Genomic DNA, 25,018 nt, shown 5'->3' with positions numbered 1-25,018 from the left:
ATTCTTAATTGCCCGCAAATGCTTCTTGTTCTTTTCTTTTGATCCATGTTTTACTGATTCGCTTCTCGACTTCTACGATCGTAAATAATAGAAGTACGTTTGCCAGGATCGGTAAATGTTGGCTGAAACTCAAGCTCGTTGTTTCAATGACTTGTTGTGCAAAAGGCAGATAGATGACGCCAGTTTGGAGTACAAATAAAATACCTAATGAAATAAACAAGAATTTGTTTTGGAAAAAACCTTTATTCAATGAAGCATCGACTTGCTCACGACAATTGATCATATAAACTGCTTGGGCCGCAACGATGTTTTGTAAAAGAACGGTTTGTTGCAACGCTTGTCCTTCAAAACGCATTGCCAACCAGTAAGCTGGGATAATTATCAAGAGGGACACATAGAAAATCCGGAACACATTATACTTGGTCAAGATCCCTTGGTTAGGGTCTCTCGGCGAACGACTCATGGTATCTTTGCTTGCTTGTTCAAATCCTAAAGCATAGGATAACGTGATCGTCGTGACCATATTGACCCATAAGATCTGGACTGGTGTCAAAGGCAATGGTTGGTTCACAAGTAATGCCCAGATGATCACTAACCCTTGCGCTAAGGAAGTTGGTAAGAAAAAGCTGATCGTTTTTTGTAGATTGTCTAAAATACGACGGCCTTCTTTGACTGCTTTAGCGATCGTATGGAAGTTGTCATCCCCCAAGACCATATCTGCGGCTTGTTTACTGACTTCACTTCCTTTGATCCCCATAGCGATCCCGACATCCGCACGCTTCAATGCTGGAGCATCATTGACACCATCACCGGTCATCCCGACGATTTCGCCATTTTTTTGCAAAGCTTCTACGATCCTTAATTTATGCTCCGGTGTCGTTCGAGCAAAGACATCGACTGTTCTTACTTTTTTCGCTAACTCTTGGTCAGAAAGTCGATCGATATCGATTCCTTCAAGAACGTTGCTCGTGTGCTTCAATCCGATTTGATCCGCAATCGCTTGCGCCGTGTCTTTATGGTCACCGGTAATCATTTTCACTGAGATTCCAGCTTGTTGACACTCTCTTACTGCTTGGATGGCACTCTCTTTTGGTGGATCAATGATGCCTGCAATACCGACAAATGTCAGCTGTTCCAATTGGTTATGGACTAACTCCTGATCGATCGCTACTTGCTTATAAGCAAAGCCTAACACTCGCTGCCCTTTTTTCGCTAGTTGCGATGCTTGGTCGATCCATTGTTGCTGCTCTGACTGTGACAAGGAAGATTTTGATAATAAAACTTCTGGCGCTCCTTTGACAAACACTACTGCATGGTCTTGTTCTTCATGCATCGTTGCCATATATTTGTAGCTGGAGCTAAATGGTAGTTTGGCAAGAGCCTCTCTTAGGGGAAGATTCTTTTCAGCTGTGTAACGTAATAAAGCCAGTTCAGTTGGATTGCCACTCAAAGATGCCACTACTTGTTCATCTTTTGTTTGTACTTCCTGACAGTTTTTCATGATTTCAAGTAAACGTGTCTCATCTTCTGTCATTGTCTCAACAACCGTCATTTCATTTTTAGTCAATGTACCGGTTTTATCTGAACAGATCACCGTCATTGAGCCAAGTGTCTCAACGGAAGGTAGCCCTTTGATGATGGCTTGTTCTTGCGCCATTTCATTGACACCAAGAGACAAGATCATCGTCAATACGGCTGGTAAGCCTTCTGGGATCATGGAAACGATCAATGCAATGATCGTTGAAAACAGAAAGTTCCACTCTAACCCATATCTAAATGAGGTAAAGAAAATCAAGAATAAGCTTAGGAAAACGATCCCTCTAAAAATTTGCTTATTCAACTGATGGATCTTACGAACTAAAGGTGTTGTTTGTTGTTGAACCGATTGTAGCGCTTGATTGATTTTTCCTATCTCTGTCGTATTTCCTGTTTCAACGACGACACCAAGCGCCGATCCAGCTTGGACAAGTGTGCCAGAAAAAGCCATATTGAGCTGATCCCCTGCGCCTAATTCATCGACTAACGGATCACTGATTTTCTCTACCGCATCAGACTCACCGGTCAACGCAGCTTCTTCGATCATCAATCCATATGTTTCAACTAAACGGATATCGGCTGGTACGACATCTCCGGCATTTAAACTAACGATATCTCCTTGCACGATCTCGGTTGCTGGGATACTTTTTTTGACTCCTTCAGAAAAAATCACTGCGTCTTGGCTCATCAGACTTTTTAGACCGTTGAGTGACTCTTCTGCTTTTCGTTCTTGCCAATAGCCAACAAAACTATTGATTACTACGACAAGTAAAATAATCCCACCTTCAATATAATCACCCGTTAGAAACTTCAAAACGGAAGCGACCATCAGGATGATCATCAACAAATCCGTAAAATGCTTCAAAAACTTCCGAAGCGGACTCACTTTCTTTTTTACTTCTATTTCATTTCGTCCTTGTATTTCTAAACGACTGGTACGTTCTTGATTGGCAAGACCGTCTTTGGTCGTCTTTAATGTTTTCATTGTTTGTTCAGCAGTTTCTTTGTACCACGTCATCGGCAGTCCCGTTGTCAAAAATCTATAAATATTTCTAACCAACTATTCAAGTTGTCAGATTAATGTTTGTTTCCTGTTTCTGCGTGTCCGATTTTGCTTCATACTTGCTACTCTCGTTTGTTTTAACACTCCACAGGCGTCAATTCGGATACAACGAATCCTATTTTCCGTTTCTACAGAAATCCGTAGATCAAGCACTATAACTCGCTAAATTCAGACTGGCATTATAATCCCTATCCGCTGTATACCCGCATTTCTCACAATGGTAAATACGATCCCTCAGTTTTAAGTTCACTTTCCTATGCCCGCATTCGTAACACAATTTAGAACTTGGATAGAATCGATCTGCTTCGACGAATTCAATGCCGTACTCTTCACATTTGTATTGAAGTTGACGTTTGAACTCATAGAATTTTTGTTGTGCGACTGATTTCGCTAAGTGCTTGTTCTTCATCATGCCCTTTACATTCAAAGTTTCAACAACGATTTTCGATGGTTTGGTTTTCACGATCTCAGTCGTTGTTTGATGAATATGGTTCTGACGAAGATTTGCTAGTTTTCGATGTATCTGTCGAATGTTCTTTTCTAATTTATAGATGTTACATGTTTTGACAAATCGGGTTCCCTCCTTATTCATCTCGTATTTTCGAGAAACTTTACGCTGTAACCGACGTAAACGTTTCTCAAGCTTTCTTATTTTCTTTGTCTTGTTGATATTTTTGTAGATTTTGCCATTTGAGACAACAGCTAAGTTTTTGATCCCTAAATCAATACCTAGTACTTCATTAGTTAGTTTTTGTGTGTCACATTGTTTTTCAATGCCAACAGAAAGATACCAATACTTGCCATCGTAAGAGATTCGTGGATTGATATATTTCGTCTTCATTGGCAATTGTTCACTAGTTTTTATCCACCCAATTTTTTCAAGTAGAACGGATTTTGCTTTTACTTTTAATTTGACATTGTCATTATAAAAAGCAGGTTTTGTCTTCTTTCTGGACTTAAAACATGGCTTCTCGACTTTTAGACAACTTTTTCCACTAAGACCATTGAACCATTTTTGATAGGCGAAACAGGCATCTTTTACTGCCTGTTTCGCAATATTATTTGACACTATGTTCAACCAAGCATACTTTGGTCGCTTTTTCATTTGAGTGACGTGCTTTCGTAAGACATTGTTGGTGAGAAATCCCCCACCAAACCGATGATTCATTTCTTGCATATTCAACACCCAATTAAACACCCATCGAGCCGTTCCAGCTGACTGCCACAGTTGTTGTTCTTGATCTTTCGTCGGCCGGAGTCTGGCTTTCTTGGCTCGTATCAGCTTCTTGCCTTGTGTATGATTCATTCGGTGTTCTCTAAGATTCTTATGAGTTCTATCTTTTAAGGGATGGACGGATGTTAATTTCTCTTTTTTCTTCTCTGTGCTTAAAAATTGAGACGTCCCTTCAGATTGTGTTATCAATTGTTCGACTGGATAGATTGTCATTATTCTCACCTCAATAGTAAGATACGTCATGTCGATTTGTTTAACTGATATATTTTACTGTTATTACCCTCCTGTATTTCATTTGATATACTTATTATACGTAAGAGGGATGATTTCTCCTGTCGATTATTTCAGGCAAACATGAAATAATTAGTGTAATTTAATGGGAGGCTGGCTTCAGCGTTTGTTTTTTAAACAAAATTTTCTTCTTTTACTTCGATTGTTTTTGGATTTTTTGTTCACTTAATTTGTTTTTTATTTCTTGTTCCCATGATGGTTTTCTGATTTTTTCAATACATAATGGCGCCACAAAAAGAATACCGCTGATCAATGCGACAGCCACAAAGTTGATCCATGTGCCGGCTTTTAGTGTAAGTCCGACAGAAAAAACGATTGATGCAAATAAGATCAGAACGACCAGCCATGCCCCAAAATTTCCTTTTCCGTCTTTTTTGCCAATCCGAAATGGACGAGAAATCTCTGGATTTGTTTTTCTAAAATGTAAGAATGCGATGCCCATGATAATGTAGACAATACAATAAATGACTGTCGTTGCATTGACTAGCATCAAAAATGCTTGATTGACTCCAGGAATCAACAAATAGAATAATGCAAATACAGAAATGATAATGGATTGTGTCAAAATCACTGCTTTGGATACATCGAATTCATTGGTTTTCCAAAAATTGAAGCGAGGAGGATACGCTCCTTTTCTTGCGCTTTCTGTGACAGTTTTTGCTGGACCAGAAGCCCAAGCAGATAGTTGGACAGCGACACCGACAAATACGAGTAAGCTAAACAGATTGACGATCATATGTGGCAATCCAAGAATTTGGCAATCGATCGAAATTGATTGGGCAATGTTGTTCAATTCCATTTGGCCCTTTGGCACGACATTGGCGACGACTAAAGCATTCAACGTATTTACTACAAACAAAAAGACCAAGGCGGCGAAAATACCGCGGATATAAGTTTTAACTGGATGGCTCAATCGAGTGATATAAACAGAAGACATTTCGATACCAGTAAAAATGAACATGATCGGTGCAAAATAAACAAATGATTTGGCAGTGCTTGGATTTGGAACGAGTAGATCCCACGAAAATTTTCCTAATGTTCCATTTGGCATGATACCAACTTTGATCCAAGCGGCAACACCCAACAGCAGCATCAAAGCCAATGGGATATATAACCCCAACCAGACGCCGATCTTTCCTCCGATTTTTGCCATATCGAATTTTAGGTTCAATACTGTGATGATCCAGTAAACGACTAAGATCACGAGTAACGTAAATTTACTATTCAAGCCTAATGGGACATTATTGACCATATTCCCAAACAAAGGCGCAAGTGCTGAGGCAACCATGACCATTCCGGGAAACATCTGCACCCATAAAAGCCAAGAGACGACAAATCCCCATTTTCTACCGAGAGATTGAGAGACCCATAGTTCGGGCCCTCCTTTTTGAGGAAACATCCCGGCAAATTCTCCTGAAATCAGAGAGATCGGAAACGCATAAAAAAGTACAGCAACTAACATATAAAACAACATCGTCCAACCAGTGGCAGCGACATCAGGAATATTGCGGATGCTTGCGACTAATGCGCAAGTCATCCCAATAAATGTTAACGTTGACAGCTGTTTTGTAGATTTTGAGTCTGTCATGATCGATCCTTCTTTCTATCACTAGAACTACGCAAGAACTTCTTTTAGTTTTTCTTCCATTGCGTGTTTGATGGCTTTGGTGTAATAAGCAAAGATGTTATCATCCGTTAAATAAGGGGTCATGATCGCAGCACGTAACAAAGTGACTTGTTGTTCTTTTTGCCATTCTTCTTTTGATACACCCATACTTTCGACAAATGCCACAGGAGAATCGCCATAATCAGCTTGCGTGAATGTGGTATGAGAAGTGATGAAGCGTTCATCGTACACATCCCCGTCCATATAAGAGGACACATCGAACATTTTTTCATTCAAGCGATTGATTTCTTTTAGATCTGTACAGCCTTGCACTTTGAATGCCCAATCGACCATGTTGAAATCTGGATGATTCAACGGATAGACTTCAATTGTTTTCCCATTGACTGTAAAGCTTAATTGACCAAGAAATTCTCTAAAACGTTGTGCGGCTTCGATCGATGCACCAATTAGTTGACCGTAACCTGTGACGTTCAACGGTAGCACGTGATGAGCTGTCCACACTGCCGCAGCTGTTGCTCCAGCTTTTGAGCCTTCTAGGATATAGGCACCTAACATATCTGGTGCTTTCACGGATTTTTCAAACACATAAGGGGCAAAATAAGAAATGATATTGCGCATGCTTTTATGTTTGATCGTGATTCCACCTGCCGCATAAGGAACGTAACCCATCTTATGGGGATCAACTGTCACTGATTCCGCTTCACTGATTGCCTTGAAGCCTTCATAGACACTTCGCTCGATTTTCACTTCGTGGTGGAAAACATGATGTTCTCGATAAAAATCTGCTAATGAGGCATAAGGAACAAATTCATACGCTTCATTCATGAACAAACAGCGCGCATAACCACCATAAGCTGCATCCACGTGGAGATAGAAATATATTCCTTCCTCTTTCAATTTCTCTCTAAGTTCAACGATTTTATCGACACGATCGACTTGTCCTTCTTCTGTTGTCCCTACAACAGCGACTACGCCTAAAATAGGGATTTGTTGTTGCGCTAACTCACGAATCGTTTTCTCCAATACTTGGACATCCATTCGGTAGCAGTCATCCACGGGGATCGCAATCATTTGATCCAATCCAACACCACAAATATCCAATGCTTTCATCCATGAATAGTGTTTCGTTTGAGGGACGATCCACTTACCTAATTCTTGGATGTGTTTCCCACTTCTTGAAGAAGCTGCTTTGACACGATCCAATTCTTCATCAGTAAACGTTTCAACCATTTCTAAAATTTCTTCTACAGATAAATTAAGTAATGCCCAATCTGATAAGTCTTTTACTTTTTCCGGATACGTTTCTTTGACCGCTAAAGGAATCGATTTGATACAACGTGCATACCATAGGCCTTCTAAATTCGCAATCGAGCCATCTGCTGTCAAATGTCCCCAGCCATTCGGCATACTGAAGAGTTTAGCAAAATCTTCACCGATCTCTGCTTCCATTTGTGACGTTGCCATTGATGATTCCAATGCCACATTATTAGGATTCCAAAGCATCGCAAAGTTATATGCCAATAAAGCTGGCATCAATGTTTCTGCATTCATTTGTCCCCAATAACGTCCGGCTGAATGCCAAGGAATTGAACCAGCGCGCATCCGTTCACTCACTTCATCTAAAACTTCCATCATATGTTGACGTGTCGCAAGATAAGATGTCTTTGATTTGTCTGACTCACTGATTGCGGGAAGGTCAGCTGGCAAATAATTTTCACGCCAACCTAAATGTTCATCGACCATCTTGTTCAATAACATTTTATAAACTTGTCCATTTTCTGCTTTGTCGCCAATAAAGACGGCTTTGATATCCATATCATCCATTGTGTATTTCTCCTCTCTTGTTACCTGATCATAGGAAATAATCGGCCGGCTGTTGTTTCTTGATCAGTTTACGTGTTTGACTATACGCCCCAATTTTAAAAATTTTTTTTAATAACATCTCTTAACGCCCCTTTCTTTGAAGATAAAAAAAATAAAGTCTGATTATTCTGTATTTTTATCCCGGAAAAACGAACGATTCAGCTAAACTTTTTAGCAAGAAATGACTTGTTTTATTGATTATAACGTTTAGCTCACGAACAAAAATAAGAAAACAAAATCATTTATTCGTCTGAAAGAAACCCGCTATCTCTTTTTCAATTCGATTTTTTCTGTCGATCAAAGCCTCATTTTTTTAGATAAAGCAGATACAATAACAATAGTAATTAAATATAGGCTTACTTTTGCTAAGACCGATCAAATGATAGATGCACATCTACGAAAAACATGGCATAATAGCTAAGTGCTTGTGCATGAATATACAAATAGGGAGGATTCCCCATGATTGAACATTATCTCGAGAAAAATCTCTTACGCCAACTATTTCTCTGCGGACAGTTTTATGTAAATAAAGAAATCCATCTTCCAACAACAGCTACTTTGTTACATGTTTGCCAAACAACTTTGTTGAATGATATCAAATCATTAAGTAGAGAACTGAGCGACCAAATCATTTACCACTCAAAAGAAAAAGAAACCTATTCTTTATACTTCGAACCAACGACTCCTCGTTTCCAGTTGATGCAACGCATCTCTCGACCGTCTTTATTTTTAAAAACCTGCCTTCTTTACTTAGAAGATGAACCTGATTATATCCAACTGACTGAGCTTGAGTTTGTTTCCGTCAGCAAAGCCTATGCGTTGAAGAAACAAGTATTAGACTACTTTCAAGCATGTGATATCTCCATCGAATATCACTCTCCTCGCTTCACTGATATCGAAAGACGTTTGATTTTACTAAATGTGAGTTATCGAACAGGCACGTTGCCTGAGTTCTCTGTTCCTGCCTCTTTTGATGTCCAAGCACAGGAATTTATCCAAGCGGTCACTAAAAAAAGTGGGCGTATCTATGATCGCGATACTCAAGAGATCTTACAAACAGGCTTTTTGATCAGCCTATTCTATCAAAAAAATTCTCCACTATCTGTCGATCAATCCTTCATTGATGAAATCAAAAAAAGGCCAATTTATGATTTTGTTCTTGCTGCGTGGGAAGAAAGTCCTTTTAGAGAATTTTTTCAGCCAAATGAATTTTATTTTATTCTGATCCTCTTCAATCTCTGTGATTATGGATTTGCTACTTATGAAGCAATCGAGCAGGATTTTGCGCAACTCCATCAAGTCTTTATTGAAAATAATCCAGAGACCAAACAATTGATCCAACAGTTCGAGCAACACTTTGGCCATTCTTTTCTTGGTAATAAAGCATTCGAGCGTGCTTTGATCCGCATTCTGCGTTCTGCGTGGAAAAACTACCAATTGTTCTTACCAGAAAAATTTCACTTATTGACCGACGAACAACGACAGTTATTTGAAGAAGTAAAACAGATTGTTAGCGATTGGACGAACACATTGCCTTATCAATTAAAGATCAACCCAAATTGTCTGCGCTCATTTGTGATTGAATTAACTGGTATTTTACGCTTAGATAAACAAAAATTATCTGTACGTATCGTGACGCATTCGGATATCAAATATCTGATCTATCGCGAAGCATTGGAAGGCGTGACGACGTGTGATATTTCTGTTGAACCCATGATCTACAACCGATTAAACGAAGAAGCGATCGACTTTGCGACTGCACCGTCTCATCGCTTGTTGTGTGAACGAACCCTCTATACACCAGTTGCTTTGTCAATGGACCATGTCATTCCAATCTCCGTCGAAACAGTGGAACAAGCGATTATTCTACTCGTCAAAAATAGGTCGTGAGAAAAAAGAACGAACCAACAACCCAAATAAGCCGGAATCCACAAAATTGTTCCAGATCTTGTGGATTTCGGCTTATTTAACTATGCTTATTTTTCGAATCTGTGTACTTCTCTCACAATCACGCTATCCGCCGATTTTTATCATATCACCAATCGCTAACTTGGGATAAATCGACGGTTCTACAGAAATTGCTCCTGGTAGAATTTCGTTCTCGCCTTCTTGGAAATAAATCGACACATGCCCGAGTTCGTCAAAGTTTTGATTGGCAGCATTGCCCACCTTTGTGATCTTGTAACTTGTATCGCCAAACTGGATCGCTGTACCTGGGCTAAGAACATTCTTTTTTGTATCCATCGTTTCATGGATCACACAAATCGATTTTAATTCTTCTGTGGCTGAGGGACCAAATAAAATCAAAAGCATTTCTTCTTCAAAAGCTTCTACTAATTCGCCAATTTCTTTTACTTTACTTTTTAACAATAAAATCCCTCCTAGATAATAAATGATTAGTTACTTTTCTCATTACAAATGGATTGGCAATCCTAAAGCCAATTCTGCCGCATCCATGATCGTTTCAGAAAGCGTTGGATGGCCATGGATCGTCAAAGCAATATCTTCCACCGTCAAATTCGCTTCAATCGCTAAAGTGATTTCTGCGATCAAGTCACTTGCTCCTTGACCAACGATTTGTCCACCGACAATCGTATCCGTTTCTTGCTCAACGATTAATCGAACAAATCCTTCGGGTGCATTCAGAGACAATGCTCGCCCGTTTGCTTGTAAAGGAAATGTTGCTGCTTTAACAGATAAGCCTTGGCTTTTTGCTTCTGCAAGTGTCTGACCAGCCACTGCAATTTCAGGATCAGTGAAGCAGATTGCTGGAATCGCTAGATAATCTTTTTCTACCTTTTTCCCGCTAATGACTTCTGCCGCCACTTTTGCATCATAACTTGCCTTATGTGCGAGAGCTGGTCCAGCAATCACATCGCCGATTGCATAAATGTGCGCTTGACTTGTCTGGTACTGTTGGTTCACTTTCACCAACCCATTTGACTCGACGGATACACTAGCCTCTGCTAAGCCGATATCTGCGGTATTCGCCTTTCTTCCAACCGTAACTAACACATAATCAGCCGAAAGCGTTTGTTCAGCATTTTTTGTGCTAAAAGTGACATCAATACTTGTCTCTGTTTCGCTTACTTCCTTTGCGAGCGCCTCCGTAAACACCTTGATGCCTTTTTTCTTAAAGGATTCCTCGACTACTTGGACTAAATCTTTTTCGTAGGTTGGCAGTAATTGATCGGTTCCTTCCAGAATGGTGACTTCTGCGCCTAGATCCGCATAGGCACTGCCTAGTTCAGTCCCAATGACGCCTCCGCCAATAATCACTAGTTTTTTAGGAACCGCTTCCAACGAGAGTGCCGCTGTCGAATCAAGTATCCGCCCCCCATACTTAAAGCCAGGAATTTCAATTGGTCGACTACCTGTGGCAATGATCGCATGGTCAAAGTCAATCGCTGTTTGTCCGTTTTTCCCATCAACCAATGCCCGATGAGGCGAAGTGAATCTCGCATAGCCTTCGATGATACGGATTTTATTCTTCATCAAGAGCCCTCGGATACCGGTCGTTAATGGACGAACCACTTTGTTCTCTTTCCATTGTTGCACAGCACGAAAGTCTACTTCCGTTTCTTTATTGATGATGCCAAAATACTGACTATTTTTTGATTCTTGATAGGTATGTCCCGCATGGATCAGTGCTTTCGAAGGAATACAACCGACATTTAGGCAGACACCACCGATATGCTTACTTTCTACAATTGTCACTTGTTGACCTAATTGGGCAGCTCTGATCGCTGCTACATAGCCACCAGGACCAGACCCTATGACTAAAGTCTCTGTTTTTTCTTCCATTTGTCCCTCCAATCCCTACAATAAAAACCCAAGTGGATTTTCTAATAAGGTAACGATTTGGGTAAGAAATGCGGAGGCTGGTGCACCATCGACTACACGATGATCAAATGACAAGCTCAATTCTACGAATGAGCGATTGGTCACTTCATTCAATGTTGGATCAAATACGACCTTATCGTAGATGCCACCTACTCCTAAAATAGCGACTTCAGGCTTGTTGATGATCGGATTGAATTGCTTGACTCTTGACCGTCCTAAAGAGCTGATTGTAAACGTACCGCCAGTCATTTCTTTAGTCGTCAAAGTGCCTTCTCGCGCCTTCTTCGTTTTTTCTTTGATTGATGTCGTCAAGTCTGCTAAGCCAAGTTGTTCAGCTGATTGGATGACTGGAACGACTAAACCATCTTCCAAAGCAACTGCGATTCCTAGATGAATGTTTGGAAAGACCGCGATTCCTTCTTCTAATGCGTGGGCGTTAAATATCGGGAAGTCGCGCAAAGCAATCATTGCCGCTTTGGCAAAAATCTCTAAATAAGAAATGCGTTCGTTGGTTTTCTGTTCGATCATCGGTAATAGCTGCTGACGTAATTCAGTCACTTTCGTCAAATCAACTTCAGCTGTCATCGTCACATGTGGAATAGCTGTTTTGCTTGCGACCATTTTATCGGCAATTGCTTTACGTAATGGTTTCCAAGGGATAAGATTACTTTCAGCAACTGGCTGTTCTTGAACAACTTGCTCTTGTTTAGGGGTGAAATTTTTAACATCACTAAGATGGATTCGCCCTCTAGGACCTGTTCCTGTCACTTCTGCTAACGAAATGTCTCGTTCTCTTGCAAGACGTCTTGCCGATGGTGTCGCCCGGATGATCGTTGTTTCGACCTCTTTTGGTGAATCCTCTGCAATCTCTGTCGATTTTGCTTCTTCAGTAGGAGTCTCCATGGTTGTTTCTGCTTGGAAGTCAGGCATCTGTGCTGGAACTTCTTCGTTTTGTTCACCAATATAAGCGATAATCGAATTGACTGGCGCACTTTCTCCATCGTTCAAATATTTCTTTAATAAATAGCCTTCTTCATATGCTTCTACCTCGATCGCTATTTTATCTGTCATCACTTCAAAAATTGGATCACCAATCGCAATGGCATCCCCTTCATTTTTCAGCCACATTGTAATCGTACCTTCGGCCATCGTTGAACTCAGTTTGGGCATCAAAACTTCATGAGCCATAATCTACCTCCTATTTTTTCGCCATCATCTTTTCACAAGCTTCCACAATATCTTCTACTTGCGGGACAGCTTTTTTCTCTAACTCAGGATGGTATGGCATCGGGATCTCCGCCCCTGCTAAGCGAACGATCGGTGCATCTAAGAAATCAAACGATTCACTTTCTGCAATCACACTTGCCAATTCTGCACTAAAGCCACTTCGTTTCACTGATTCTGTCACAACGACCGCACGTCCCGTCTTCATCACAGAACGAGTGATCGTTTTTTTATCTAACGGTACTAATGTGCGCGGATCAACTACTTCAATGCTGATTTTTTTCTCTTTCAAAATTTTCGCGGCTTCGATTGCTTTATGGACCATGATCCCGGTTGCTACTACAGTAATATCTGTCCCAACTTCTTTGATGTCTGCTACGCCGATCGGGATCGTGTATTTTTCTGCTGGCACGTCTGATGTGGTACGATAACATAATTTATGTTCATAAAACATGACTGGATTATCGTCTTCAATGGCTGCATGTAATAAACCTTTAGCATCATACGCCGTTGCTGGTTGGATCACTTTCAATCCTGGAATATGCGCCGTCAAGTTTTCTAAGCTTTGTGAGTGTTGCGCAGCCGCGCCTGTCCCTGAGCCACCAGGTGTACGCATTACTAACGGAATTCTTGCCTTCCCTCCATACATATAGCGGATTTTTGCCGCTTGGTTCACGATTTGATCCAGTGCGATCAGAATAAAATCAGAAAATTGGATCTCAAAGATTGGGCGCATGCCAGTCATGGCTGAGCCAACAGCCGCCCCTGCGATCGCTGATTCTGAGATAGGCGTAGAACGTATGCGTTCTTCTCCAAATTCTTCAACCATCCCACGGGTTACGCCGAAAGCGCCTCCATAAACTCCGATATCTTCACCTAACATAAATACATCTTCGTTTTCTCTCATTGCCTCAGAAAGTGCCTCTTTCACAGCTTCTGCATAAGTAATTTCTCTCATGACTTCCTCCTACTCTGCATACACATCTTCATACATTGTTTCTACTGCAACCATCGGACTTGTTTCGCCAAATTTCACCGCATCAACAATCGACTGTTTTGCCTGTTTTCTGATTTCCTCAGCTTCTTCTTCAGTAAAGATACCCGCAGCAACCAAGGTGTTTTTGGTCCGCTCGATTGGATCTCTTTCTGTTCGCCACTGCTCTTCTTCTTGTTTCGTGCGGTACTTTTTAGCATCAGATTTCGAATGACCTTTCCAACGATACGTCAACGCTTCGATCAACGTAGGTCCTTCGCCACGGCGTGCTTTTTCTACCGCTTGATAGGTAGTTTCAATCACTTCAAGTAAGTTATTCCCATCAATCGTTACACCTTCTATCCCATACGCTTTAGCACGTTCAGACAAGTTTTGGACTCTTGTCATTTTTTCAATCGGGCCACTCATCCCATATTTATTGTTTTCAATGAAGAAAACGACAGGTAAATCCCAGATTGCCGCTAAATTCAACGCTTCATGGAAACTCCCTTCATTTGTCGAACCGTCGCCTCCATAAGACAAGGCAACTTGATTTGTTTCCTTCATTTTCGAGGTTAATGCAGCGCCTACAGCAATCGGATAGCCACCGCCAACAATGCCATTTGCACCTAAGTTCCCGGTATCCAAATCGGCGATATGCATCGAGCCACCTTTACCGTTATTCGTTCCCGTCGTGCGGCCGAATAGCTCTGCCATCATTTCGTTCACATTAGTCCCTTTAGCAATCGTGTGACCATGCCCACGGTGCGTAGAGGTGATCCAATCCGTTTTTCTTAACACTGCTCCACTACCAGCCGCTGTCGCTTCTTGTCCTACCGCTAAATGGGTAGTACCATGAATCAGGCCACGTGCAAAAAGTTCATCTACCTTTTCATCAAAAAAACGGATCTCCCACATTTTATAAAAAATATCCTTCAAATCTTCATCTGTAAGATTTGCACTATTTTCAATAGACATCGATTTATTTTTTTCCATTTATGCTCTCCTTCTATTATGCCTATAGGGGTCAGATATATTCATTTAAAAGAAATTTTGCAGTATCTTCATCGATGATCAACACATCGATCAAACGATTCGTTAAAGCTGCTTTGATTCCTTTGATTTTATCTTTTCCTCCAGCAGCAGCAATCTTCAACGGAATCTTCTTTAAATCAGCTATTTCTAGCGACAAAACACGCTTATTCCATTCACAGTCTACGACAGAGCCTTCTTCATCGATGAAGTTATAACAAATATCGCCAATGATCTCACCATTTGTAAAGTCAACCTTCATCCCATCTTCTTTGGCTAAATACGCTTTCGTCATTGTGGAATAGACAGGTGTGCCCCCAATCCCAACTAAGGAAATATCGGCATGTTTAGCTTCTTCTAACACATTCTTGATAAAAGATTGACTTAAAAAGACCTGTTTTGCTTCCGCTGAATCCACAGTGATCGGCGCATGGAGTTCAAGTGCGATCCCCCCACATTTATTGGCAAGCAATTCGCAAATCACATTGGATTGCAAACTGACATGCTCCCGACCCAATCCTCCTACCATAGGGATAAACCGTACATTAGGCAGATGATTTTTCACTGAAAAAATCACTGCGGCTTCGTGGAGCGTCGTGCCTGCTGAAATTGCAATCGTTGTATCCGCCTTGATGATCCTAGAAAGATATCTCGCAGTCGCAATTCCTAATCGTTTGTTTAGTGATTCTTCTCCAATCGAATGGACACAAATGACCTCTTTCAACTGATACTTCTTTTGGACCTTTTGTTCTAGACGTTGGAATGGATGAATCAAATCATCGTGAATAATGATCTCTACTAAACCTAGACTACGTGCTTTTGCTAGATACTTGGATACAAGAGAGCGGCTGATACTGAATTTTTTAGCGATTTCTTCTTGCTTGGCTCCTTCGTTATAATACATGGATGCGAGTTCCACTAATAATCGCTTGTCATCTGAATACCCCATTTGAATCCCTCCAATAGTATGAATGCTTGATTACTATTGATTTTAACACACTTCAAATTGCTGACTATCTCCAAAATCAACGATTAGAACATGCTATCTTGTAGCTTTCTAAGTTTCCAAACTGTCGTTGATTGATCTAATTCAACATCCTCTTCTGTGATAAATGTACCTTCCTTGATCGTGCGTTTTGCTACGACTTCTCCTGAAATCAAACCGATTGGGATATGTCCTTCGCTGACCATGTCGACATGCGTCTCTAACACGCCGCGAACACTATAACCACCAATACCATCTAAGCGCTCGCCTTCCTTGATCGTCTTTTTCGCAACTGCCACAGTTTCTGAAATCGGTGCGCCAAGAGGAACGATTGCATGGTCATTTCGTAAGACCGCTTTGGCAATCGTGATAGGTGTTTCTAAACTTGCTAAATGGAACGGACGGTATAATAGATGATGATCGCCCTCTTTTTGCATCAGATAATTCAACTCATGCTTCACTCCGTCATTTTGACCTTTTACAATGACAAAGACACCAGGAGCCAAACCATCTACATATTCGACTACCCCAAATTTATCAAGGATCCCACCATTTTCTTTAATATCCAGATCTTTAACTACTGAAGTTTGATCGCCAGCGATTCCATGCATTCCCACTTTATCTGGTACAAATCCAATCGCATTTGATAATAAGTTCATTTCTGCCATTGTTTTTGTACCATCTTTAAACGCAGCTAACATATGAGGTGCCATTTTTTTCTTCAATGCTTCTTCGCGGCATGTATCCGGATTTGCAGAAATATTCAGTTTGTTGTTCTTCCCTTTACCTGCAACTAATACTTCCATCCCCATTGATTTGGCAAATTCGAAGAGTTCCGTTGTCGCAGCTGGCTCATCCCCATCTGACCCCGTGTAAACTAAATTCGCTGTCTGATACAGTTTGTGCATCAAAGAACCTACGGTAATATCAATTTCAACATTCAACAGTACTAGATGTTTCTTAGCTACCAAGGTTTCCATAGCGATTTTCGCCCCTACTTCTGGTACACCGGTTGCATCAACAATCACTTCAACATCCTCTGAATAAATAACTTCTTTAAAATCAGTGACTGTTAAAACTTTATGTTGGCGTGTGCTTGAAGCTTGGTAAGCCGCCGCTGCACTTTGTGCAAAATCTAGACGAATATCACTGATACCTGTTACAGCCATTCCAGGAATCGTAGCGATTTGTGCAATCATACCAAAGCCCATTTGACCTGCACCGATCACTCCGATTTTTATTGGTGCTCCTTGGTTCTCTCTTTCTAATAATTGTTGATAAATAGTCATTCTCAGCTCTCCCTTAACAAAATATACTTGACGTAACATTTGATACAATCCAATAGTAAAATGTTTGCTTACCAATTGTCAACGCTTACATTAAAATAAAGTGTGTACACCCTCATCTTTACCTAATGTTCCTCAAAATTCACAAAGTTCACATTTGTTCCATAATAAAGAATATGTGAATTAATGGTTGACTTTCACAATTTAGCAATTTAGTATTTTACTTATAAAGCGCTTACAAATAACACAGGGAAGGAGATTTATCTGATGCTCCAATATAAATCACTTATTTTCTTGCTCGCTGCTTGTTGGGTGATCCAGATCCTATTATCTTATTTGCAGCATATCAACTACCGTAAAGAGTTAAACGAGATCAAAAAACGCCACACTGTTTTTTTAGGCGTAGGAGTCGCAAAAGCGAAGTTTAATTTAGGAAGAGGCGTGATTCTTTTATTAGTAACGGATCAAAACGGCCTGATCCTATCCTGTAGGGAAATGTCAGGGATCACAATATTCGCTCGATTCAAAGAGAAAAAAGAGTTTATTGGAAAGAAAACAAATGAAACATTTAGCTTACTTTCTAATAAGCAAAGAAAAGCAGCATTTGAACAAGCACTTCAATTGATCCAAATTGAAAAAAATAGACTGGAGGTAGTGTAATGGATTTTTTAGTATCGATTGCAGAAAATTTTATCGGAGTTTTTGATGCTGGTGGCGAGAACTTTATGGGGTTGATCACTGGTATTCTTCCAACCCTAATTGTTTTATTGACATTTGTAAATGCTCTCATCGCTCTAGTTGGTGAAGAGCGTGTATCAGCATTCGCTCAATTCTGTACAAAAAATATTATTTTACGTTATAGCGTCTTTCCCCTTTTAGCTGTCTTCTTCTTAACAAATCCAATGTGTTATTCTTTTGGACGTTTCTTAAAAGAGAAACAAAAACCCGCTTTCTATGATTCAGCTGTTTCATTGGTTCACCCGATCACTGGACTATTTCCCCACGCAAATGCTGGAGAACTCTTTGTCTGGACGGGAATCGCTTCAGGATTGACAACTTTAGGTCTATCCGTGATGCCTTTAGCTGTTCGCTACTTTTTAGTGGGAATGGTTGTCATTACGATTCGCGGTATCGTTACAGAATTATTGACAAAAATCATGTGGAAAGAAACAGCTGAATAAACTGTCATCGAAAGGGAGGAAAATTTATGTCCAATAAAGTCATTGTAAGTCAAGGTACGAAAGGTTGGGGAGGTCCATTAACTTTACAACCAACAGAAGAAAAAACCGTGGTCGCTTCAGTCACTGGTGGCGGCGTCCATCCAGTTGCTCAAAAAATCGCTGATTTACTAGGTGTAGAGGCCGTTGACGGTTTTAAAGAAAAAGTCGAACCTGAAAAAATGATTTGTGCGGTTGTCGACTGTGGAGGAACAGCTCGTTGTGGCGTCTATCCAAAGTTGAATGTGATGACCGTTAATTTGCATCCGACCACACCTTCTGGCCCTCTAATGAAATTCATCAACGAAAAGAACTTTGTTTCAGGTGTCACACTAGAAGATATCGTGATCGCAGGTGACGAAACCGCTACTCCTGTAGCACCCGTAGCAGAACCTGTGCCAACGAAAAAAGAACAGGTAGCTGAAGCAAAAGCTAAAGTTGCTGAAACCCAAGGCGGCTTTTTAGGGCTGATCAATAGACTCGGTCGATCCGTCGGGAATGTCGTCGGAATTTTCTATCAAGCAGGTCGTGACACGATTGATATCGTCATCAAAAATATCTTGCCTTTTATGGCATTTGTCAGTATGTTAGTAGGAATTATCAACTACACAGGTATCGGTGATATCATTGCAAGTGGTGTCAAACCTTTATCTGGCAGTGTCGTCGGTTTAGTGATTCTTTCGCTGATTTGTTCGATTCCTGTTTTATCACCCGTTCTAGGTCCTGGAGCTGTTATTGCTCAAGTCGTTGGCGTATTGCTCGGTGTGGAGATCGGCAAAGGAACGATCGCCCCTGCGATGGCCTTGCCTGCCCTTTTTGCCATCAACTCTCAAGCAGGCGCAGATTTCACACCAGTTGGTTTGACCCTTGCCGAAGCAGAACCTTATACCGTTGAAATTGGTGTACCTGCGGTTCTTTTCTCTCGATTATTAACTGGTCCTTTAGCAGTGATCCTAGCTTGGTTAGCTAGTTTTGGCTTATATTAAGTCAAACAGATCGGACAGCTAATGCTGGTTTGAATAATCATCATTAGGCGATTGTCTTAGTAATATACAACTCTTTAAAAAATAAGCGCTAAGTCCCGAAAATCGTTCATCTGATTTTGGGGATTAGCGCTTATTGTTGACGCTGAACTCTTCTGTTACAGCTTTATTCTCTTGTCTTTTCTCTTCATTTGACCATTACTCTCAGACATCCGCTGGGCCGATTTCTTTATTCAAGAAATAAGAGATGATCGTACGAATCACCACTAATGCAGCCAACTGAAAAATATCCTGTAATGTTGGTTTGATGATCGACTCAATGATCCCAGCAGAAATCAAGACCTCTAAACTCAACAAGATATAGCCACCTAACATTTTTTTGATCCCATTGTTTTGATGGACTCGTTCATTCTGTTTAAATGACCGGTTCAAGGAATCTTTCAAAAAATCTTTGATTGAAAGAAATCCTCCCCATAATAAAATCACAATAGCGAAAATATCTAAAATCAAGACGAGCCATTCAAGGTATGGATAAAGAAGCGTCATCCAGCTAATTTCCATCATACTTCCCTTCTTTCATCCGATACATGTCCTGCTATTTCTAAATTCAAGAAATAAGAGATAATCGTGCGAATGATGATGATCAATGCCAATTTCAAAATATCTGTCCAAGTTGGTTTGATCACAGATTCAATGATATCGGCAACAACCAACACCTCTAAACTCAATAAAATATAACTAGCAAGCAGTTTTCGAGCCTCTGCATTCCGCCGATTACGTGTCGCATAATCTTTGATCAAGGGACGCTCCATCATCAAATTTTTTAAAACTAAAAAAATACCTACAAGCAAGACTAAAATCGAGAAAACATTCAAAACCGCAATCAACCATTCCAACAAATGGACTAACGTTTCATTAAACATCCTGACACCCCACTTTTTCTTCTACTCCTATCCTACTAAGAGTAAGGAGTTTCGTCCAGTTTAAGTAAAAAAGAAAACACGGATGCTTGTGTTTTCTTTTTTTAGATATAGTGTAGATTGTAGTGGTAGTTCATTTGCTATAGATCTAAAACTTGACACCCGATAGATAACTTCTATTGCTTGATAGATCGTACTGACAAAATGACTTATATTTTCTTCAGATAAAAATAATTCATTTTCCCCTTCATTGATCAACTCATCTACTCACCCCAACCATATGTACTAAAAGTATCTTTCATTTCAGTCTCGGAAACTACTAAGCCTTTTGAAAAATCAGCAAATGCTTTTTCTATTTCTTTACGTTCTCGGTCTCTCACCACTTCCTTTGCTTCGATCATCAAAATTGTGCCCTCTGTCGGATAACTCAAAATGGCATCCTCATGCAACTCAAGTTCCTTAGGCAACATGACACCGACACTGTTTCCTATTTTTCTTACCTTTGGACTCTTCATCTTTTCCCACACCTTTCTGATTCAAATAGATTATAACTTGTCTTCAAAAAAATTTCTTTCCCTCTTTCTTAAGAATCTATTACAAAACACACTGAAAAACAGACACTTCCTGCAAACTGTCAAAAATCCTAGCTACTCACTTACCCTATCATTTGGCATATTTTTTCAAACGCTCTATGCTTTTAAGTAGAAATAGTTCACAAACCAAAAGGAGGTTTTTTTGATGAACAAAAAATGGTTAAAAGTAGGCATTAGCTTAGGATTAGTCGCTTTAGGGGCTGTTTATCTTGGCAAAAAAACAGGCTTACTAGAAGATGATAGTCACCTTTATGATGAATTCGAATCAATCTAGACCCATCGCTTGAACGCAATGAATGAGGAGATATTGGAGGAACGGACAATGCAAAAAAAGAAAGCAATTATGATTGGCGCAGGTATCGCAAATATGGCAGCGGCTGTTTATTTGATCCAAGAAGGAAAATGGCGGGGAGACCAAATCACTTTCTACTCCTTGGATGATCATGGATCAAATGATGGTGCTCCTGTTGATACTGTTACCGATGAATATTGGAACAAAAATCATCCTTTAGAAAATCAAAAAGGATACGTGGCACGTGGTGGACGTATGTTGAACTACCGGACGTATGTCGATTTGATGGACTTACTCAGTCGTATCCCTTCTGCGACAGAACCGGGCATGACTGCGGAAGAAGATACACGTGATTTTGATGCAAAACATCCGACTTTCGATAAAGCACGGTTATTGGAAGGCGGTAAAGGAATCATTGATGGCGGTAAATTAGGCTTTAACAATAAAGATCGCGTATTACTAACAAAACTGATCGCTATGCCGGATTCAGAAGAAGAAAAATTGGATAACGTGACTATCGCTGAATATTTCAAAGACGATCCTCATTTCTTTGAAACAAATTTCTGGTTTATGTGGGAAACCACTTTTGCTTTTCGGACACGTAGCTCCGCACAAGAATTACGTCGCTATATGCACCAAATGATTTATGAATTTACTCAAATCGAGCATTTAGTCGGTGTTAATCGAACACGCTACAATCAATACGAAAGTATCATGTTACCATTGATCAACTATTTGAAAGAACAAGGCTGTAAAATCATTTTGAATCGTCGCGTGGTTGATTGGGAATTCAAAGAAACAGCGATGCAAGATGAAATCACAGTCACAGGTTTGAAAATGATCAATACGAAAACACAAGAAGAAGAACATGTCGTAGTCGACGGAGATACGGGTGTATTATTTACGAATGGGTCAATTACGGATTCTGCCACACTTGGCGACTATGAAACACCAGCAGCGGAAAATATGGATTATGGTGCTGCTTCAAGTTTATGGAAAAAAGCCAGTGAAAAATTTTATAATCTTGGTAATCCAGATAAATTTTTCGCCGACCGAGACGCAAGTGAATGGGTCAGCTTTACGTTGACAACGAAAAATCATGTATTGCTAAACGAAATCACACGTATCACCACACAAGAACCAGGTAATGCGTTGAATTCATTTATTTCAACGACACCGATCACCCCGCTTGGTCATAAAGATGTCAATATGTCGGTCGTCGTGCATCACCAACCACATTTCACCTCACAAAAACCGAATGAAACAGTTATTTGGGGTTACTTCTTATACCCAAGACGTCGTGGTGAATTTGTTGACAAAGAATATATTAAAATGAACGGGAAAGAAATGCTGGAAGAATTGCTTGGCCAGCTATCAAAAGTTGATCCTGGTCCAGTGAATATTCGTGAAAAGGAAACTGAGATCTACGATAGTGTCATCAATAATATCCCAGTCTACATGCCGTACGCTTCTGCTTTGTTCAACAATCGTGCGAAAAGTGATCGACCAAAAGTCATTCCTAAACATTCAACAAACCTTGCCTTTACTGGTGAGTTCGTTGAACAGCCTTATCAAATGATCTTTACTGAACAAAGTGCTGTCCGCTCGGGCGAAATTGCCGCATTCCATTTTGCAGGTATTCCTATGTCACGTTTGGTGAAAACACCACGCTATGACAAAGATATCCCTACATTGTTGCGTGCAGCGAAAAAAATGTTTGATTGAGGGTATGGTATAGTCCCTCAAAAATAGCTATTTCAAGCCGCTTCAGTCTAAAAAAGTCCGCCACCTGTTTAACTAGGTGGCGGACTTTTGGTGTTTCATCTTTTTTTCTATTGATATCTCATTGCTTCGCTTTCTTTTTTTCTCTTTTCGTAATGATCCAAGCGAAACCACCAACTAAGATCTCACTTCCGCCGATGAATAATAAAACAAATGCAAAATTAGTAAGATACGTTCTCATCAAGTCTTGAAGTGAATCCATCTGTTCTTCGATCTGCAAAATTTGCGCATAGTATAAAGTGGCGGCAAACGCTAAACTTATCACCCCTGCCCCAACCAAACTAAACGAAAATTTCTTGATTCGCGAGCGTATAGAACCAGGATTCAAATAAATGAAGCCTACGAAAATCAAAACACTCACACTAGCGATGACCCAAGCATAGGTATGGACTTGTTCCCTCAACTCATTGATCCCTCGAATGAAAAGATACAGATAGCTTGGTTGCACACTTCGTTCAAAAATGCCAATAATCATATGTAAAGCTAATTCTTCACCTGCGACCCCTTCTTCAATATCGATGTCATGTTCTGTTTTATATGTATGGATCATCTCTTTGATGTGTTCTTCCAATTCGGTCACTTGGATCAACTCTGGCTGTCCGTCCCGATAGGTTTCTTTCACAAAATATTCAATATTCTTTTTGACCAAGTCTTCGGACACACTGTCCGCAAGTACCTCTGGGGCAACTCGAGCTTCTTGGTGGTAGCTCTGGACACGCCCATTGATCTCTCTCGTTACTTTTTCTATGTAGTTTGCTTGTTTCATTTGTTCATTCATGAATTCTTCGTTGGCTAAAGCCGTATAAAAACTACCTCCGATAGATAAAAAAAACAACAGAACTGTACATATGAATCCTATAATTATTTTGATGATTCGATTATTTCTCATTTCTCTCCTTTCCTATTCCAACAAAAAGTGTTGTTTTACGATTGATTTTACTAAAAATCAACTACTATAATTATAACTTTCACTGGATAAATCTACAACTTTCTTTTTTTAATAACAGTTATTTTACTCTTTTTTCCAAAAGCTAAAAGCGCGTATCATTGTGAAAAATAGTGAGATTCCCTTAGAATGAATTTATAAATAACTATTGTTAGCATTATGAACGAAAACAGGAGAGGAGCACTACGATGAAAGCAGTTACTTGGCAAGGAAAGCAAAAAATGGAAATTAGAAATGTCGATGATCCAAAGATTTTAGCACCCACGGATGCAATCATCCGTATCACTGCAACAGCGATTTGTGGATCTGATCTCCATCTTTATCACCATGGGGAATCCGTAATGGAAAAAGGTTACGTCGTTGGACATGAACCTATGGGGATCGTTGAAGAAGTTGGTTCTGAAGTGAAGAAGTTGAAAAAAGGACAACGTGTCGTTATTCCTTTTAATATTAGTTGTGGTCATTGTCATTTTTGTGCAAACCACATGGAAAGTCAGTGTGACAATTCCAATCAAGAAGAATTGTACGGTGGCTTATTCGGTTTCGGTAAATTGAATGGGAATCACTGGGGCGGGCAAGCAGAGTATCTGCGCGTACCTTTCGCCGATTCTACGTCATTTGTCGTTCCAGATAATGATTTGCCCGATGAAAAAGTCTTATTTTTATCTGATATTTTGCCAACTGCCTATTGGAGTGTCGCAAATGCTGGCGTGAAAAAAGATGACACTGTTGTCGTTTTGGGTTCAGGTCCAGTCGGTTTATTTGCACAAAAATTTGCTGTTATGGCAGGAGCAAAGCGTGTCATCGCTGTTGATCCAGTGAAACACCGATTAGACAAAGCAGTTCGTTACAACCAAATCGAAACATATCTATTAGATGATATCAACCAAGCTGGAGATGACTTATACGAATTAGCTCGTGGTGGCGCAGATGTCATCATTGACTGTGTCGGAATGGATGGTCTAGAACCCACAAAAGAAAAAGCTAAAAATCTAGTCAGTCTACAAAGTGGCACGATTTCACCAATCCAAATGGCAGCGAAAGCGGTGAAAAAATTTGGTACGGTTCAAATCACTGGTGTATATATGACACCTGCTTCGTCGTATCCGCTTCAAGAATTCTTTATGCGAAATATCGATGTAAAACATGGACAAGCACCAGTCGTTCATTTGATGCCGAAAATTTATGACATGATCGCAGAAGGATTATTTGATCCAACGCAAATCATCACTCATTCTATGCCATTAGAAGAAGCGGCTCGCGCATACGAGATTTTTGATAAAAAAGAAGATAAAAACATCAAAGTTGTCTTGAAACCTTAGAACAAA

At 40.2% G+C, this 25,018-nt stretch carries 22 protein-coding genes; 7 read left to right on the top strand and 15 right to left on the bottom strand.

The window, feature by feature from the left end; all coding sequences use genetic code 11:
* Window positions 1-4: 4 nt before the first annotated feature.
* The 4 genes from IGL24_RS01910 to tdc all read right to left on the bottom strand — a co-directional run bounded on the left by IGL24_RS01910 (window position 5) and on the right by tdc (window position 7,575).
* Window positions 5-2,554, bottom strand: coding sequence for an HAD-IC family P-type ATPase (locus IGL24_RS01910; protein ID WP_207699774.1), 2,550 nt, complete (start codon window positions 2,552-2,554; stop codon window positions 5-7).
* Between the two features lie 190 nt (window positions 2,555-2,744).
* Window positions 2,745-4,046: an RNA-guided endonuclease InsQ/TnpB family protein gene (locus IGL24_RS01905; RefSeq protein WP_242699735.1), complete on the bottom strand. Its 1,302-nt coding sequence runs from the start codon at window positions 4,044-4,046 to the stop codon at window positions 2,745-2,747.
* A 211-nt stretch (window positions 4,047-4,257) separates the two neighbouring features.
* The gene (locus IGL24_RS01900) at window positions 4,258-5,712 is read right to left on the bottom strand and encodes an amino acid permease (protein ID WP_207699773.1); all 1,455 of its coding nucleotides are present in this window, start codon (window positions 5,710-5,712) and stop codon (window positions 4,258-4,260) included.
* Between the two features lie 27 nt (window positions 5,713-5,739).
* The gene (gene tdc, locus IGL24_RS01895; RefSeq protein ID WP_207699772.1) at window positions 5,740-7,575 is read right to left on the bottom strand and encodes a tyrosine decarboxylase; all 1,836 of its coding nucleotides are present in this window, start codon (window positions 7,573-7,575) and stop codon (window positions 5,740-5,742) included.
* Between the two features lie 498 nt (window positions 7,576-8,073).
* Between tdc and IGL24_RS01890 the strand changes: the two genes are divergently transcribed.
* The gene (locus tag IGL24_RS01890; protein WP_207699771.1) at window positions 8,074-9,504 is read left to right on the top strand and encodes a DNA-binding protein; all 1,431 of its coding nucleotides are present in this window, start codon (window positions 8,074-8,076) and stop codon (window positions 9,502-9,504) included.
* 123 nt (window positions 9,505-9,627) lie between these two features.
* Here the strand turns inward: IGL24_RS01890 and IGL24_RS01885 are convergent, their stop codons facing one another.
* From IGL24_RS01885 to IGL24_RS01855, 7 genes are all read right to left on the bottom strand, one after another.
* Complete coding sequence (locus IGL24_RS01885; protein WP_206855637.1) at window positions 9,628-9,984, bottom strand: PTS glucitol/sorbitol transporter subunit IIA; 357 nt, start codon at window positions 9,982-9,984, stop codon at window positions 9,628-9,630.
* 42 nt (window positions 9,985-10,026) lie between these two features.
* Window positions 10,027-11,418: a dihydrolipoyl dehydrogenase gene (gene lpdA, locus IGL24_RS01880; protein WP_207699770.1), complete on the bottom strand. Its 1,392-nt coding sequence runs from the start codon at window positions 11,416-11,418 to the stop codon at window positions 10,027-10,029.
* 15 nt (window positions 11,419-11,433) lie between these two features.
* A complete protein-coding gene (locus IGL24_RS01875; RefSeq protein WP_207699769.1) occupies window positions 11,434-12,645 on the bottom strand; it encodes a dihydrolipoamide acetyltransferase family protein in 1,212 nt (403 codons plus the stop codon).
* A gap of 10 nt (window positions 12,646-12,655) precedes the next feature.
* Window positions 12,656-13,639 carry an alpha-ketoacid dehydrogenase subunit beta gene (locus IGL24_RS01870; protein WP_207114735.1) on the bottom strand — a complete coding sequence of 328 codons (984 nt, stop codon included), beginning with the start codon at window positions 13,637-13,639 and terminating at the stop codon, window positions 12,656-12,658.
* 9 nt (window positions 13,640-13,648) lie between these two features.
* A complete protein-coding gene (locus IGL24_RS01865; RefSeq protein WP_207114736.1) occupies window positions 13,649-14,650 on the bottom strand; it encodes a thiamine pyrophosphate-dependent dehydrogenase E1 component subunit alpha in 1,002 nt (333 codons plus the stop codon).
* A 31-nt stretch (window positions 14,651-14,681) separates the two neighbouring features.
* Entirely contained in the window at window positions 14,682-15,635 is a 954-nt protein-coding gene (locus tag IGL24_RS01860; RefSeq protein WP_207114737.1) for a sugar-binding transcriptional regulator, read from the bottom strand.
* 83 nt (window positions 15,636-15,718) lie between these two features.
* Window positions 15,719-16,960, bottom strand: a complete 1,242-nt coding sequence (locus IGL24_RS01855; protein WP_207114738.1) for an NAD(P)H-dependent oxidoreductase — start codon at window positions 16,958-16,960, stop codon at window positions 15,719-15,721.
* Window positions 16,961-17,224: 264 nt separating this feature from the next.
* Between IGL24_RS01855 and IGL24_RS01850 the strand changes: the two genes are divergently transcribed.
* The 3 genes from IGL24_RS01850 to srlE are packed head-to-tail and all read left to right on the top strand — an operon-like array spanning window position 17,225 to window position 19,160.
* Window positions 17,225-17,617: a transcriptional regulator GutM gene (locus tag IGL24_RS01850; protein ID WP_207699768.1), complete on the top strand. Its 393-nt coding sequence runs from the start codon at window positions 17,225-17,227 to the stop codon at window positions 17,615-17,617.
* Window positions 17,617-18,138 carry a PTS glucitol/sorbitol transporter subunit IIC gene (gene srlA / locus IGL24_RS01845; RefSeq protein ID WP_207114740.1) on the top strand — a complete coding sequence of 174 codons (522 nt, stop codon included), beginning with the start codon at window positions 17,617-17,619 and terminating at the stop codon, window positions 18,136-18,138. The genes IGL24_RS01850 and srlA overlap by 1 nt, the downstream gene beginning before the upstream one ends.
* 26 nt (window positions 18,139-18,164) lie before the next feature.
* Window positions 18,165-19,160 (top strand): PTS glucitol/sorbitol transporter subunit IIB, encoded by a 996-nt coding sequence (gene srlE, locus IGL24_RS01840; RefSeq protein ID WP_207699767.1) that lies wholly within the window; start codon window positions 18,165-18,167, stop codon window positions 19,158-19,160.
* A gap of 201 nt (window positions 19,161-19,361) precedes the next feature.
* Here srlE and IGL24_RS01835 read toward each other — a convergent pair whose 3' ends face one another.
* The 3 genes from IGL24_RS01835 to IGL24_RS01825 form a co-directional block, all read right to left on the bottom strand.
* Window positions 19,362-19,718, bottom strand: coding sequence for a DUF1622 domain-containing protein (locus IGL24_RS01835; RefSeq protein WP_206855616.1), 357 nt, complete (start codon window positions 19,716-19,718; stop codon window positions 19,362-19,364).
* The gene (locus tag IGL24_RS01830) at window positions 19,718-20,080 is read right to left on the bottom strand and encodes a DUF1622 domain-containing protein (protein ID WP_207699766.1); all 363 of its coding nucleotides are present in this window, start codon (window positions 20,078-20,080) and stop codon (window positions 19,718-19,720) included. Before IGL24_RS01830 ends, IGL24_RS01835 begins: the two co-directional genes overlap by 1 nt.
* Before the next feature lie 260 nt (window positions 20,081-20,340).
* Complete coding sequence (locus IGL24_RS01825; protein WP_207114744.1) at window positions 20,341-20,592, bottom strand: AbrB family transcriptional regulator; 252 nt, start codon at window positions 20,590-20,592, stop codon at window positions 20,341-20,343.
* A gap of 223 nt (window positions 20,593-20,815) precedes the next feature.
* On the opposite strand from IGL24_RS01825, the gene IGL24_RS01820 reads away from it, so the two are divergent.
* Entirely contained in the window at window positions 20,816-20,944 is a 129-nt protein-coding gene (locus tag IGL24_RS01820; RefSeq protein ID WP_206855610.1) for a methanol dehydrogenase, read from the top strand.
* 18 nt (window positions 20,945-20,962) lie between these two features.
* On the top strand, window positions 20,963-22,687 hold the full coding sequence (locus tag IGL24_RS01815) for an oleate hydratase (RefSeq protein ID WP_429968377.1): 1,725 nt from the start codon (window positions 20,963-20,965) through the stop codon (window positions 22,685-22,687).
* 118 nt (window positions 22,688-22,805) lie between these two features.
* Here the strand turns inward: IGL24_RS01815 and IGL24_RS01810 are convergent, their stop codons facing one another.
* Window positions 22,806-23,633, bottom strand: a complete 828-nt coding sequence (locus IGL24_RS01810) for a hypothetical protein (protein ID WP_207699763.1) — start codon at window positions 23,631-23,633, stop codon at window positions 22,806-22,808.
* 245 nt (window positions 23,634-23,878) lie between these two features.
* On the opposite strand from IGL24_RS01810, the gene IGL24_RS01805 reads away from it, so the two are divergent.
* Window positions 23,879-25,012, top strand: coding sequence for an alcohol dehydrogenase catalytic domain-containing protein (locus IGL24_RS01805; RefSeq protein WP_207699762.1), 1,134 nt, complete (start codon window positions 23,879-23,881; stop codon window positions 25,010-25,012).
* Window positions 25,013-25,018 lie beyond the last annotated feature (6 nt).

It is taken from the genome of Enterococcus sp. DIV2371 (assembly GCF_050498525.1).
In the GTDB taxonomy this organism is placed as follows: domain Bacteria; phylum Bacillota; class Bacilli; order Lactobacillales; family Enterococcaceae; genus Enterococcus_B; species Enterococcus_B mangumiae.
This window is presented reverse-complemented; position numbering and strand designations above follow the sequence as displayed.

Excerpts from the sequence above, each read along its gene's own strand:
- IGL24_RS01910 (WP_207699774.1), bottom strand. The coding sequence starts at position 2,554 with ATGACGTGGTACAAAGAAACTGCTGAACAAACAATGAAAACATTAAAG.
- IGL24_RS01905 (WP_242699735.1), bottom strand. The coding sequence starts at position 4,046 with ATGACAATCTATCCAGTCGAACAATTGATAACACAATCTGAAGGGACG.
- IGL24_RS01900 (WP_207699773.1), bottom strand. The coding sequence starts at position 5,712 with ATGACAGACTCAAAATCTACAAAACAGCTGTCAACGTTAACATTTATT.
- tdc (WP_207699772.1), bottom strand. The coding sequence starts at position 7,575 with ATGGATGATATGGATATCAAAGCCGTCTTTATTGGCGACAAAGCAGAA.
- IGL24_RS01890 (WP_207699771.1), top strand. The coding sequence starts at position 8,074 with ATGATTGAACATTATCTCGAGAAAAATCTCTTACGCCAACTATTTCTC.
- lpdA (WP_207699770.1), bottom strand. The coding sequence starts at position 11,418 with ATGGAAGAAAAAACAGAGACTTTAGTCATAGGGTCTGGTCCTGGTGGC.
- IGL24_RS01875 (WP_207699769.1), bottom strand. The coding sequence starts at position 12,645 with ATGGCTCATGAAGTTTTGATGCCCAAACTGAGTTCAACGATGGCCGAA.
- IGL24_RS01870 (WP_207114735.1), bottom strand. The coding sequence starts at position 13,639 with ATGAGAGAAATTACTTATGCAGAAGCTGTGAAAGAGGCACTTTCTGAG.
- IGL24_RS01865 (WP_207114736.1), bottom strand. The coding sequence starts at position 14,650 with ATGGAAAAAAATAAATCGATGTCTATTGAAAATAGTGCAAATCTTACA.
- IGL24_RS01860 (WP_207114737.1), bottom strand. The coding sequence starts at position 15,635 with ATGGGGTATTCAGATGACAAGCGATTATTAGTGGAACTCGCATCCATG.
- IGL24_RS01855 (WP_207114738.1), bottom strand. The coding sequence starts at position 16,960 with ATGACTATTTATCAACAATTATTAGAAAGAGAGAACCAAGGAGCACCA.
- IGL24_RS01850 (WP_207699768.1), top strand. The coding sequence starts at position 17,225 with ATGCTCCAATATAAATCACTTATTTTCTTGCTCGCTGCTTGTTGGGTG.
- srlA (WP_207114740.1), top strand. The coding sequence starts at position 17,617 with ATGGATTTTTTAGTATCGATTGCAGAAAATTTTATCGGAGTTTTTGAT.
- srlE (WP_207699767.1), top strand. The coding sequence starts at position 18,165 with ATGTCCAATAAAGTCATTGTAAGTCAAGGTACGAAAGGTTGGGGAGGT.
- IGL24_RS01835 (WP_206855616.1), bottom strand. The coding sequence starts at position 19,718 with ATGGAAATTAGCTGGATGACGCTTCTTTATCCATACCTTGAATGGCTC.
- IGL24_RS01830 (WP_207699766.1), bottom strand. The coding sequence starts at position 20,080 with ATGTTTAATGAAACGTTAGTCCATTTGTTGGAATGGTTGATTGCGGTT.
- IGL24_RS01825 (WP_207114744.1), bottom strand. The coding sequence starts at position 20,592 with ATGAAGAGTCCAAAGGTAAGAAAAATAGGAAACAGTGTCGGTGTCATG.
- IGL24_RS01820 (WP_206855610.1), top strand. The coding sequence starts at position 20,816 with ATGAACAAAAAATGGTTAAAAGTAGGCATTAGCTTAGGATTAGTCGCT.
- IGL24_RS01815 (WP_429968377.1), top strand. The coding sequence starts at position 20,963 with ATGAATGAGGAGATATTGGAGGAACGGACAATGCAAAAAAAGAAAGCA.
- IGL24_RS01810 (WP_207699763.1), bottom strand. The coding sequence starts at position 23,633 with ATGAGAAATAATCGAATCATCAAAATAATTATAGGATTCATATGTACA.
- IGL24_RS01805 (WP_207699762.1), top strand. The coding sequence starts at position 23,879 with ATGAAAGCAGTTACTTGGCAAGGAAAGCAAAAAATGGAAATTAGAAAT.